9 protein-coding genes and 1 tRNA gene are annotated in these 13,032 nt (G+C 61.8%); 8 read left to right on the top strand and 2 right to left on the bottom strand.

Annotation, left to right across the window (positions count from 1 at the left end; all coding sequences use genetic code 11):
- The first annotated feature begins 106 nt into the window (after nucleotides 1-106).
- Nucleotides 107-180: transfer RNA gene (locus ACSFDB_RS00635), tRNA-Lys, on the top strand.
- Between the two features lie 311 nt (nucleotides 181-491).
- Here the strand turns inward: ACSFDB_RS00635 and ddfA are convergent.
- Nucleotides 492-794 carry a DdfA family disk-determining factor gene (gene ddfA, locus ACSFDB_RS00630; protein ID WP_440769133.1) on the bottom strand — a complete coding sequence of 101 codons (303 nt, stop codon included), beginning with the start codon at nucleotides 792-794 and terminating at the stop codon, nucleotides 492-494.
- Nucleotides 795-1,038: 244 nt separating this feature from the next.
- On the bottom strand, nucleotides 1,039-2,421 hold the full coding sequence (locus ACSFDB_RS00625) for a hypothetical protein (protein WP_440770162.1): 1,383 nt from the start codon (nucleotides 2,419-2,421) through the stop codon (nucleotides 1,039-1,041).
- Between the two features lie 1,016 nt (nucleotides 2,422-3,437).
- Between ACSFDB_RS00625 and ACSFDB_RS00620 the strand changes: the two genes are divergently transcribed.
- The 7 genes from ACSFDB_RS00620 to ACSFDB_RS00590 all read left to right on the top strand — a co-directional run bounded on the left by ACSFDB_RS00620 (nucleotide 3,438) and on the right by ACSFDB_RS00590 (nucleotide 13,030).
- On the top strand, nucleotides 3,438-4,514 hold the full coding sequence (locus ACSFDB_RS00620; RefSeq protein WP_440769132.1) for a hypothetical protein: 1,077 nt from the start codon (nucleotides 3,438-3,440) through the stop codon (nucleotides 4,512-4,514).
- A gap of 1 nt (nucleotide 4,515) precedes the next feature.
- Nucleotides 4,516-4,899: a hypothetical protein gene (locus ACSFDB_RS00615; protein ID WP_440769131.1), complete on the top strand. Its 384-nt coding sequence runs from the start codon at nucleotides 4,516-4,518 to the stop codon at nucleotides 4,897-4,899.
- Nucleotides 4,900-5,244: 345 nt separating this feature from the next.
- Entirely contained in the window at nucleotides 5,245-5,910 is a 666-nt protein-coding gene (locus ACSFDB_RS00610) for an MBL fold metallo-hydrolase (protein ID WP_440769130.1), read from the top strand.
- Between the two features lie 111 nt (nucleotides 5,911-6,021).
- Nucleotides 6,022-6,348, top strand: coding sequence for a HalOD1 output domain-containing protein (locus tag ACSFDB_RS00605; RefSeq protein ID WP_440770161.1), 327 nt, complete (start codon nucleotides 6,022-6,024; stop codon nucleotides 6,346-6,348).
- A 245-nt stretch (nucleotides 6,349-6,593) separates the two neighbouring features.
- Nucleotides 6,594-7,910, top strand: coding sequence for a P-loop NTPase (locus ACSFDB_RS00600; protein WP_440769129.1), 1,317 nt, complete (start codon nucleotides 6,594-6,596; stop codon nucleotides 7,908-7,910).
- 376 nt (nucleotides 7,911-8,286) lie between these two features.
- Nucleotides 8,287-11,814, top strand: a complete 3,528-nt coding sequence (locus ACSFDB_RS00595; RefSeq protein WP_440769128.1) for a molybdopterin-dependent oxidoreductase — start codon at nucleotides 8,287-8,289, stop codon at nucleotides 11,812-11,814.
- A gap of 16 nt (nucleotides 11,815-11,830) precedes the next feature.
- Nucleotides 11,831-13,030 (top strand): 4Fe-4S dicluster domain-containing protein, encoded by a 1,200-nt coding sequence (locus ACSFDB_RS00590; protein ID WP_440769127.1) that lies wholly within the window; start codon nucleotides 11,831-11,833, stop codon nucleotides 13,028-13,030.
- Nucleotides 13,031-13,032 lie beyond the last annotated feature (2 nt).

Genomic DNA, 13,032 nt, shown 5'->3' with positions numbered 1-13,032 from the left:
GTACGGCGGGCTCGTACGCTGTGAGCCGGTTGACGTATGGTTACGCCTGCCACAACGCCGTCTAAGGGAAACGTATATCCCTGCCCACGAAAAAGTCGCAGGTACAGGGCCGGTAGCTCAGTTAGGGAGAGCGTCTGACTCTTAATCAGACGGTCGCGTGTTCAAATCGCGCCCGGCCCGCTTTTGCTCCGAGCAATCACGCGAGGAGCAAAGCGGCTATCGCGATTTGAACGCAGGGAGAGCGCAGTCTCGCGAACGGAGTGAGCGAGGAAGCGATCGACCGTGTGTTCATAATCGCGCCCGGCCCGCTTCTCGTGGCGAGCAAATCCGCGAGCGGCGAGCATCGGAACCGGCGGGATTTGAAGTAGACGAGTCGCAGCCCGTGAGCGAGCGCAGCGAGCGAACTGGAACGTCTCGGCGTAGTTCATAATCGCGCCCGGCCCGCTCTACGCCGCGAAAAGCAAGGCCACCGAATGACTTGACAGTTCTTCTCAGTCCTCGAGTCGAACGACAACCTCCGGACCCTCGCGAACGACGATGTCGAACCCGTTGTAAGAAAACTCCACGTGGAGGCCGGAGCCGGTTCGACGCTCGTGGGGTTCGAAAAGCGCGTTGAGCGCGTCCGGATTGATGACGTCGTAGAGGGGCGGGAGCTCGATCGGATCCGTCCCCGATACGGCCGCGACGGTCTCGATAACGGCGAGCGAAGCCGTCTGGTCCCCCGTGAAATCGTGATGGACGCTGGTCGGAGAGCTACTCTCGGCGGTAGCATCGAGACGTGGTTCTGGCTTCATGAAACTACTTGCTCTAACGCCAATGTTCTTCTATAAAAGCGTGTCCAATTCCTCGGCGTTTATATAATCAAACAGGTGTATATGGATGCGATTATCCGTGAATAGCAGCTAAAAATGAGTGTCAGCTACACAGTCACTGTTCCCCGGTCGATAAATTCCATTCAACCACGTGTCGCTCGAGAACGGGACCGAACCGGACGGTAAACCGACTCGAAACAGCGTGCGTCGGCGGTTCAGCCCGCTGTCACCGGTCGTCTCGAACGCCGTCGGGGAACTCGTTACCCTCGAGACCGACGGTTCCGGAATCGCCGGTGATGCGGAGGGAGTACCCGTCGTCGACGGAGCGCGCGACGGTGTTCTCGATCGTGATGTCGTCCCCGCCGTTGACGACGATCGGCGTGTGCGTCGTCACGAACTCGCTGTCGGCGACGACGTAGTCCGATCCCCGCAGATCGAGGCCACGTCGGCTGTCGCCGCCCACCTGTTCGACGTCGAGACCGACGAACCGGCAGCCGGACCGCTCACAGAAGATCGCGTGGCGGTTTCGGGTTCCCGGCGCGTCGCCGGTGATTCGGACATCCTCGAGGACGACCGGTTCGGCGTCACCGCCGAGGATTCGAACCGCGTTGGCGCTGCCGTCGATATCGATCGTGACGTCCTCGAGGGTCGTCGCCCCAGCCGCGGGATCGATCCGAACCCCGGTGTTCGGCCGGTCGCCGACGGTGAGTTCGGAACTCGAGATCGAGGCGCTGTCGACGCCGTTCATGATTCTGATCGCGTCGCCGTTGGGCTGTGGGACATCAACGGTGACGTTCTCGAGGGACTGATCCCCGCCGTCGAGGCGAATCGCGTGCTGGCCGTCCGAGTCGTGCGGATCGTCGTCGACGACGACGGTCGCGTCCCTGATCGCACCCGTCGTTCCGCTGAGTCGGATCGACGCGGTGGTACTGTTCTGGAACCAGCCGCCGTCGACACCGACGCGCCCGGTATCGTTCGACGCGTACAATCCGTTGTCGGGGAACCCGCCCAGGCTGCAGTCCTCGAAGACGAGCGTTCCGCGGTGGGCCGGGTTGACGATGATGCCGGTCGCACCGCGCCACCTGTTCCCCGCGTTCGGCGTCTCGTCGACGTGGACGGCACCGTCCTCCGCGCGGAATCGGGTGACCACTCCTTCGCCGTCGGGCTCGGTTACGTTGAACAATCCCGGCCCCCAGGTCCCGCTGTCGTGGACGCCGTGGACGGTGATGTCCCGGACGAGGAGACCGTCTTCGACTTCGGCGTTGATGACCCGGATCCCCGTCTCGTCAGCGGTCTGGTCGACGTCGAAGCCCTCGAACCGAAGGTCGTGACCGGGGGCGTCGCTGGTCCCCAGTCGGAACAGGCGATACTGCGGCCCGTCGAACTCGTGGTAGGTCGCCGGAACCAACGTCGCGTTTTCGCCGACGAACCCGACGTTTTCGAACCCGGTAAACCGCAGTTGCTCGTCCACGTAGTATCGTCCCTCCGGGAACTCGAGGAGCGTATCGTCACCGATGACCTCCCGTAACACGGGCGTGATCGATTCGTTCCCCTCGGGATCCGCACCCGCTTCGACGACGTCGATAACGGTCTCGTACTGCTCCTCGATCTCCTCTTGGTCTTCGGTTTCGTCCGGCTCCTCGGCCTCCTCCCGTTCTTCGGTCTCGTTCGGCTCCTCCCGCTCTCCGGACTCGTCCGGTTCTTCGATGGGACACTGGTCCTCGGACTCGTTTGCAGCCGCCACACCGGTGACTGATAGCGTTCCGAGTCCGACGAGACTTCCTCTCAGATACGATCGCCGCCCAATCCTCCGACTACGTGAATCGTCTGAAGTCACGTCCATCGCTCCGCAACGGGGGTTATTACGTATATTCGACGTAATCCCTCCCGAAACTGTCGCAGTTTTCGAACGGGGTGAGCAACGGTCTCTGGCGTGATCCCGAGCGATCGAACCGATCTCGATGTCGCGACTGCTCGAGCACTTACCCCAGCACTAAGCGACTAGGCCGACTCACGCGGTGAATGAAACAGTTGTGCTGACGTGGAGGGCCCATTCGGCGGGAACCGCGTCTCGGTTGGAGCACCGCCAACGGTTCGCTCGACGGCCGGTAGCCCGTTGCCCGTCGGCCTGAACCCGGCGTCCGTGGCCGCCGGACGACGAGTTCCACGACACTCGAGCCCGCGCCCACCACGAATGAGGAAGTGTAGAAAACATTCGAGCGATAGCACCACCGAGCAATCGCGAAGCGGCTGACAGCCACTACTGGCAAACCGACTCCAAGTGTCGGTCGGTGATGCAAACCCTCGGCCGTCGCGTACGTAGCAGACGTTAGCGATTCGGGTTGACTCGTGAGTAGAGACGCGCCCGTTCATTACTGGCTGTATTAGTATCTTTTCCTGAATCTCGTCAGCAGAACTGCAGACCGAGTGATAAGTAAGGGCACAGGCCATTACTAGTCGCCGGTGGTAATCACGAGTAAAAGATAGTCATACTATCTGACTTTAGGGATCGAAGTGGGCTCGAGCGGGTTTCGACTCCACCCTGGTCACGCAGGACTCGAGTTGTCGAGCGCTGGGGGGCGCGATGACACAAATACCGAACGCACAATGAATAGACGCAAATTCATGATCGGAACGGGGAGTATTGGCGCAGCAGCAATCGGTGGCGCGGTTCTCATGTCGGGGAGTGCCGTCGCGGAAGTCGGCGATCACACGTTCTCCGCAGAAACAATTGAAGGAACGAGCGACGACGGATCGATCGACAAGATCAAAGTATGGGCAGACAACGTCGAGTTCTCATACGAAGGGCTCAATGACCCTGCTGTCGAAGCTACTGTCGAACTCCAGGCTGTCGACCCTGACGGCAACGCCGAAGCGATCGGTGGCGACGACGGGCGCCATACCACCGCGAGTATCGGTGGCCAAAGCCAGAACAACGTATCTCTCGATGAAACGCTCGAAGGAGACGTTCTCGATCACTCCGGAATCAGTGCTGACCACTTCGAGGAAGATGGCAACGGCGAATCAAACACGACAGAAGACGTCGATCTCCGCCTCGAGGTTACGGTCACGACCAACGCTGACGATAATGTCGTTGGGGACACTGACGCAGACCTCGAAGTCATCATGAACAACCTTCATCAGGATGCTGATGTCGGCTCCGACACAGACGCGAGTGGTGAAATCGTCAGTAGCGAGCATATCGGGACATCGCCGAACAACGAATCCGGGAACGGTGACGATGCTGACCAAGAGGGCGTTCTCTCAGTCTACGGTCGTCACGATGAAGACGAGCGCGTCTTCACAGTTGAACTCGAAGAACCGTGGTCTGATGAAAAAGAAGATGACGCTAACCTCGGTCTCGGATTCGACGTAAATCAGGGTGGCACCTGGGACTTCCAGGTCAACTGGTCCTCTGAAGAAGGCTTCTTCAGCGAAAACGAAGAGCGGGACGACTTCGACGAGGTTCCAGAGTTCGATGGTACGAAAGACGGCGAGACGCTCGTGTTCTACGTCGACGATGACGAGTTCGACGGCGACACGTTCGACTTCGTCGCAAACTCGAGCTACGGTGGACACACGCACGCAAACGTATCTGCCGACGGAGAGAACGCCTGGTCCCCGGGAGAAGACTTCACGTCGAGCGAGTTCTTCATCACAGTCGACGTCTCCGAGACTGAAGTAGACGAGTACGACGGTTAAGATGCGACGACAGAGCCTGATCGTCGGGCTCGTCGTGGTCTTGGTCACGATATCGGGCGCTGTCGTCTATACCACCCTCACGGGTTCCGACGATTCGGAGCCGGAGGTGGACGACGTCCCAGAGAGAGACGACGATTCGGAGCCAGATGGCACGGTTGAACCGACGGATGGTGAGAAGGACGACGACGAGAAGGATGATGACACCAAGTCGGACGAAAAAGACGACGAAGAGAATGTGGAGAAGGAAAAAGATCCGGATCCAGACCCTGACCCTGATCCAGGCGGACCACCGATCGGCGGTGGAGGCGGTGACGATCCAGACGACTCCGAAGCGAACGTAGGAGGTAACGTCAGCGGAGAGGTCATCACCGACGCAGACGACTGACACCCAAACTTTGGCTTTTTTACGGTTCGACTCCCCAGCCGGGACTCGAGCGCCAGCTGGCGTGATGATAGAAACAACCCACAATGAGTAGCAATAACGCTTACTGAGAAGATAGACCGGCGGAGAACGAGTTCCTCTGCCACGTCGGTAGCCAGAGCACCTCCATCCGACTCGAATTCGGCCAGAAGGAGCAATGTACTATGCCCATAAAATCGGGATTCACTCCGGCTGTCCGATGAACAATTGTGTGTCCATCTTCTCGAGTGGCTACCGTTACGCAAAAGCGTCCTCCTCTGCCAGAGACACCGATCTATAAGGCCGAAACCCGCGTACACTCGAGCGACCATGTCCACCACCTACGAGGGTATCACGTTCGAGCGGATCGGCCACGCGAGCAAGCGACTCGAGACCGACGACGGTCGAATCATCTACATCGATCCGTGGGGCGAAGTCCTCGAAGACGAACCGGGCGACGGCGATATCGTCTTCGTTACGCACGACGACTTCGATCATTACGATCCGGAGGCGATCGAGGCGGTCGCCGGCGACGACGTTACGGTCGCAGTCTTCGAGGCCGTCGACACGAGCGATCTCTCGTACGACGTCGTCGACCTCCCCCACGAGGGTGATCTGACCGTAGACGGCATCGAGGTCCGGACCGTCCCGGCGCACAACGATCCGGACGGCGAGCACGTCGACGAGGACGGCTCCCCGTTCCACGCCGAAGGCGAAGTGATCGGGCTTCTCTTGACGCTCGAGGGGACGACAATCTTCTGCCCGTCGGACACGGACTTTCTCGACCACCACGAGTCGATCACTGCAGATGTATTCGTGCCGCCGATCGGGGGCCACTTCACGATGGATCGCCACGAGGCCGCCGACTTCGCTCGCAGCGTCGAGCCAGAACTAGTGCTTCCGGAACACTACGACACCTTCGAGCCGATCGAAACCGACGCCGAGGCGTTCGCCGAAGAACTCGAGGACGACGGTATCCGCGTCGAACTGTTCTAGCCGCGTCACAGTACCAGTGTCTTGGCGTTTTTGACGGTGGTTTCGCCGATATCGGCGTCCAAGGAGAGTCCATCCAATACCCGTTCAATTTGGGATAACCCTCTTTTCCGGATGGTCACGAAAAGTAATATGGTCCATCACAACCACAGCCGTCGGCCGGACGACGACCGTGTGGAGATTCGGACCGTGCGTGACGAATCGGAATCGGTCACACACATGATTTTGCGGGGATTGTCTGTCATAAAGAACGTTCCGATCGGGGAACTCGAGCCGCTCTACGAACAGGTCGAGACCGAAGCGTTGGACAGTCTCCTCACCCACGCGGAGGGAACTGAGAGTACTGTCAGCGTCGAGTTTACGACCGACGATCACACAGTCGTCGTCACCCACCGCGACTGCGTCTGTATTCGCACCGATGATCGCCTCGCGCCGATGTAGGGAGCGTTCACGAACTCCCGAGTTTTCGAACCGCTGTCGTGAACGATCGGTGGGGCCGAGCGCGGCTACCGAGCGGTTGCGTGCGGATTGGTCCCGCCGGTCGATTGCTCCCGGCCATTCGTGGGAGATTGAATCGTCGTCTCGACGAGCAGGTCTTCGGTGCTTGTCCACACACCAGGTACAGTCTTCCCAGGGCCTGGGAACTCCCGACGGGTGAAATACCGCTCCGGATCGAACGATCAGCTATGACAGCCGAGCCACCCGAGACCGACGACGAGATCAGACGCGCGGTCGTCGACCGCGTACGGGAGGTCCAGATCCCCGGCGGCGACCCGATCAGCGAGCAACTGCTCGAAGACGTCATCGTCGAGGACGGCATCGTCACGTTCGTCGTGAACTTCGGCCGACTCGATCAGCGGCTGGGTAATCGAGTCACCGACCAGTTACACGGTGCCGGACTCGCGACGCATGGAGTTGACCACGCGCGCGTTGAGGCCGTCGACGCGGAGGCACCTGAGACCGGGCTTCCGGTCACCGGCGTCGACTCACTGATCGCCGTCGGCAGCGCGAAAGGCGGCGTCGGCAAGAGCACGGTAACCGTCTCGCTCGCGCGAGCGCTCGACGCGGCGGGACTGGACGTCGCCGTCTTCGACGCAAACGTCCACGCCCCCGACGCGCCGGATCTGCTCGAGGCCGAGGGGCCGGTCCAGTCGACGCCCTCGGGGAGTCCGATGCCGGTCCTTGCGGAGGGAATCGAGGTGATCAGCGTCGAACTGATCGCCGAGGACGGGCCGGTCGCCTGGCGAGGAGCGATGGTCCACGACGTCGTCACCGATCTGCTCGGCAACGCCGTCTGGGAGGACAGAGACGTGTTGCTCGTCGACCTCCCGCCGGGCATCGGCGAAGCCGTGACCACGCTGGTCCAGCAGGCGCCGCTCGACGGTGCGTTGCTCGTCAGTACGCCGACCAGCGCCGGCACTCGGTCGGCCGAGCGAACCGGTGCGCTGTTCGAAGCCTACGGCGTCCCGACGATCGGCGTCGTTTCGAACATGGTCGCGACCGACGAGGAGGGCCTCGAGTCCCCATACGAGGGCGACGGCCGATCCCTCGTCGAGGAGATCAATTCGGTCGAGGTTGCAAACGAATCGCTCGAGCCGGTGCCCTTCGATCCGTCGCTCCGGGAGCCGTTGACGAGCGATTTCGACGAGCCCTCGACGGCAGGGGAAACCGCAATCGAAACGCTCGCGTCGGACGTCCAGGAGTTCCTCGCGGGGTCGAACGGCCCCGAGGTGCCCGAGGACGCGGTCGATCTGCGTGGGCTGCCACCAACCGCGGTGCAGCGACACTCGGTCGCCGAGTTCGGTGTCGGCGACGCGCCGGTCTCGGTGCTGATGCGCGGCGATCCGGAGGAGCTTGTCGCGGTCGTGGAAACGTCACTCGAGTCCGACGGCCGGTCGATTGCCGAATCGAGAATCCGTGATCTCGGCCGGGATGGCTGGGTAATCGAATTCGAACCCGAGAGCGACGCGGCGACGCCATCGAAATCCGAACCGCCGGCGTAGCTGTCCCCTCGGTTTACAGCCAGTTTGTCAGTGGTTATGCGAGTGGGGCTCGAGACGAGTGTGGCATCGAGTGTAGTGTAATTCGAGGGCCCCTCGAGACTGGCACTGACGTCCCTTACGTGCACCCAGTTTCGCTGGCGTAGTCGAATCGTCGTTCGGGGCGACTTTTGACACCGTAATAAAAGCCCACTATTCGCAGGATTTACCGCGAGCTGTCCTCAGCAGGTGGGAACAGGCGATTTTGGTTAACCCATGGCCCCTCGAGTTATGCCTGTGATGGCACACGGACACCCCCCAATCGATCGGCGCTGTCCGCACGAGCGGGCGACGGTATCGCCCTCCGACTATCAACCGCTTGGACACACGAGGTGGGACGATGTCTGAAACGGACGACGACGGACTGAATCTAACCCGACGAGAGCTCGGCGCCGCTGCGGCGGGCGTCGCGGGAGCGTCCGGACTCGGACTGCTCGGGTTCCGACGGCTGACCGGCGACACCGAAACCGACGCCGACGACGGCCCGATGAATCCCTTCGAGGAGTATCCGAATCAGGAGTGGGAAGAACAGTATCGTGACGTGTGGGATCGCGATGACGCCTACATGCTCACGTGCCAGCCAAACGACACCCACAACTGCTACCTCGAGGCCTCCGTCAAGAACGGCGAAATTACGCGGCTGGGCCCGTCGATGGGCTTCGGCGATGCCGAAGACCTCTATGGCAATCAGGCGACCAGTCGCTGGGACCCCCGGGTCTGCAACAAGGGCCTCGCGATGATCGAGCGGTTCTACAGCGATCGTCGCGTGAAAGCCCCGATGATCCGAGAAGGGTTCCTCGAGTGGTACGAGGACGGCTTCCCGCGCGACGATGACGGCTCGATGCCCGTGGAGTACGCCCAGCGCGGCGAGGACGACTTCATCGAGGTCGAACACGACGAGGCCTACGAGATCGCCGCGGAGACGTTCCTCGAGATCGCCCAGCACTACAGTGGCGAGAGCGGGATGCAGTCACTGCTCGACCAGGACTACGACGAACGCGTCGTCGAGGAGACCCAGGGCGCGGGCGTCCGGTCGATGAAGTTCCGCGGCGGGATGCCGCTGCTCGGCCCGATCAAGCTGTTCGGCCAGTACCGGAACGCGAACTCCATGGCGCTACTGGACAACTACGTTCGCGACACGGGTGAGGAAGATGCACTCGGCGCGGTCGGACTGGACAACTACTCGTTCCACACCGACTTGCCCCCGGGTCACCCGATGGTCACCGGCCAGCAGACGGTCGACTTCGACCTGGCGAACGTCGAGTACGCCGACCACGTGATCCTCTGTGGGATCAACTTCCTGACGACGAAGATGGCCGACTGTCACTGGCTGACCGAGGCTCGTCTGAAAGGGACCAAGATCACGGGCATCTTCACCGACTACAACGCGACGGCCTCGAAGTGTGACGAACTGACGATCGTCCGCCCGGCGACCGACTCCGCGCTGTTCCTCGGTGCCGCGCGGATCCTCATGGAAGAAGAACAGTACGACGAGGACTTCGTCCGGAAGTACACGGACCTCCCCATGCTGGTCCGACTGGACGAAGGCGAGTTCCTTCGCGCGAGCGATGTCGACGAGGACCACGAACTCGGCGACCTCGAGAAGACGGCCACTGTCGCCGACGACAGCGAACGTCCCGGCGTCGACATCACGGATATCGACGAGCAGGTCATCACCGACGAGATGCGCGAAGAGTGGGGCGACTTCGTGGTCCGCGACGACGAAACAGGCCAACTCGAGACGGTCACTCGAGAGGAAGTCGGCGACGAGTTCGATGTCGCTGCGACGCTCGAGGGTACCTTCGAGGTCGAACTCGCCGACGGGGAGACTGTCGAGGTCCGCCCGGTCTTCGACCTGATCAAGGAACACCTGAGCGGGACGTGGGATCTGGAGTCGACGTCGGACGTGACCGGCACCGCGCCCGAGGCGATCGAGAACCTCGCACAGGATCTCGCGGACAATCAGGAGGAGACGCTCATCCTGACCGGGATGGGGCCGAACCACTACACGAACCAAGATCTGAAGGACCGGGCCGCCTTCCTGGTCGCGTCGCTGACCCAGAACGTCGGGAGCTTCAGCGGCAACATCGGTAGCTACGCCGGAAACTACCGGGCGGCGTACTTCAACGGCGTCTGGCAGTACACCCAGGAAGATCCATTCAACCCCGAACTCGATCCCGACGAGGAGGCCGAGGTCGACGGCCGGTTCGATATGCAGTCGGCCCACTGGTATGCCAACCTGGACGAGCCGCTGAAGGTCGAAGGCGACTACTTCCAGGGCGACTCGCACATGCATACGCCGACGAAGTCGGTGTGGATCGCCGGCTCGAACTCCTTCCTCGGCAACGCGAAGGGGTCCTACAAGATCATCGAGAACGCCTTGCGAACGGGCCGCATCGAGTCGTTCTTCTGTAGCGAGTGGTGGTGGACGATGACCTGTGAGTACTCGGACATCGTCTTCCCGGCGGACTCGTGGGCCGAGCACAACGTCCACGACATCACGGCCTCCGTGACGAACCCGTTCGTCATCACGATGCCCGAGTCGGGGATCGATCGGATCTACAACACTCGCAACGACGCCCAACACTACAAGGGGGTCGCCCAGAAGCTCGCCGAAATCACCGGCGACGACCGCTTCGAGGACTACTGGCAGTTCATCGACGAAGACGAGTACAAGGCCAAACCGTACCTCCAGCGGATCCTCGATCACTCCAACATGACGAAGGGGTACGACGTCGACGAACTGTTGGACGACGCCGCTGACGGGACGCCCGCGCTGATCATGTCCCGGACCTACCCCAAGTACGTCGGCAGCCGGCAGATCCAGGAGGACGAGCCGTGGTATACGAAGACCGGACGGATGGAGTTCTTCCGCGAGGAGGAGGAGTTCACGCAGGCGGGCGAGAACATCCCCGTCCACCGCGAACCGATGGACGCGACCCCCTACGAGCCGAACGTCCTCGTCGACGACAGCGACAGTCCGGTGATCACGCCGGACACCCCCGAAGACCTCGAGTGGGACGACGAAAGCGCCGAGGACACGAACGCTCGTCAGGTTCGGAACGTGATCAAAACGCCGACGGAACTGCTGGACAGCACGCACCCGCTGTCCGACCTGGCCGAGGGGTACGACTACATCTACATGACGCCGAAGTACCGCCACGGCGCGCACACGTTCTCGAACTCCCTGCCGAACATCGCCGTCTGGTGGGGCAACTACGGCGACATGCACCGCGAGGACGAGCGGATGCCCTACTACGGCGAGGGCTACATCGAGATGAACCCGGACGATGCTCGCGACGAAGGCTTCGCGGACGGCGACTACGTGTGGGTCGACGCCGACCCACAGGATCGGCCGTACTACGGCTACGATCCCGAGGACGGCGAGGACGACTACGCCCGTGCGATGATGCGCGTGCGCTACCAGCCCGGACTGCCCGAAGGCGTCACCCGGAGCTGGATGAACGTCAACCAGACCTCGCACAAGACCTACGAGGCCCAGGAAGAGCGCGACGACGGGATGGCCAAAGCCGAGGACACCGACTACGTGTCCCTCTACCGCAGCGGCGGCCATCAGAGCGCGACGACGTCGTTCTTCCGACCGACCCGGCTGACCGACAGCATGGCCCGCAAGGATATGGCCGGCCAGAACATCGGCGAAGGGTTCGCCGCGGACGTCCACTGTGCGAACGGCGCGCCCAAGGAAGCGTTCGTCAAGATCGAGAAGGCCGAAGACGGCGGCATAGACGAGGATGGCGAGCCTGACGGAGAGTGGGCTCCCAACGAGAAAGGGATCCGACCCGCCAACGAGAACGAACGAATGGAGCAGTACCTGAGCGGCGGCTTTGCGAGCGAATCCGACGACTAACACGAGGTGACCACCAATGGCAGAAGTATACAACTGGCAGATCGGACGCGAGATGGAATTCCCGTACGCCGAGTCCCGCCCGGACCGACAGTGGGGCGCGGTGTTCGACATCAACAAGTGTATCGCATGCCAGACATGTACGATGTCGTGTAAGACTACCTGGACCCACGGCGAGGGCCAGGAGCACATGTTCTGGAACAACGTCGAGACCAAGCCCTACGGCTCCCATCCGATCGGGTGGGACCAGGAGGTCCTCGACCGGCTGGGCACCCAGAACTGGGGGTCCGATGGCGTCTACGAGGGCGACACGATCTTCGAGGCCAACGACGTCGACTGGGAGGACATGTTGATTGACGACGATCTGGGCAACATGCACGGTGAGGATATCGTCGGCTACCGTCCCGACGATCAGGACTGGGCACATCCGAACATCGGCGAGGACGAACCGGCAGGCGAGTCGTTCGAGTCAGACACCCACATTTCGGAGCAGGAGGAGACCCACCCGATGTGGTTCTTCTACCTCCCCCGAGTGTGTAACCACTGCTCGTTCGCCGCCTGTGCCGGTGGCTGTCCGGTGCAAGCGGTCTACAAACGGACCGAAGACGGTATCGTCCTCATCGACGAGGACAGCTGTCAGGCAGCCCAAGAGTGCGTTCGGGCCTGTCCGTACGGCAAGTCCGTGTACAACCCCGCCGAGAGCGTCTCACAGAAGTGCGTCGGCTGTTACCCAAAGATCGAGGAGGGGATGGTCCCGCAGTGTTTCGAAAACTGCCTCGGGAAGATCCGCCAGCACGGCTGGATCAACCCGCCGGACCAGGCGGACCCGAACAACCCGATCGACTTCATGGTCCACGAGGCCGAAGTCGCACTCCCGCTGTACCCACAGCTCGGCCTCGAGCCGAACGTCTACTACGTGCCGCCGATCAACGTGCCCGACGACTACCTCTACCAGATGTTCGGTCCCGGCGTCGAGGAGGCCAAAGAGACCTACAAAGCCGCTCGACGCGGCGACGAGGAACACCGGAAGCTTCGCGGCCTGCTCCACCTGATGGGATCGACCGAGTGGCGCGTCGAGGAGTTCGAGGTCACCGAGGATGAGGCGATCGGGTACGACGGCAGCGGCTCGACCGTCGCCCGCGTCCCGATGGAAGAACCGCAGTACGAGCGCGAACACTACGACGAACAGAACGACGCCTACCGACTCGACGTCACGTAACC

The organism is Natronorubrum amylolyticum (assembly GCF_052040145.1).
Classification (GTDB): Archaea; Halobacteriota; Halobacteria; order Halobacteriales; family Natrialbaceae; genus Natronorubrum.
This window is presented reverse-complemented; position numbering and strand designations above follow the sequence as displayed.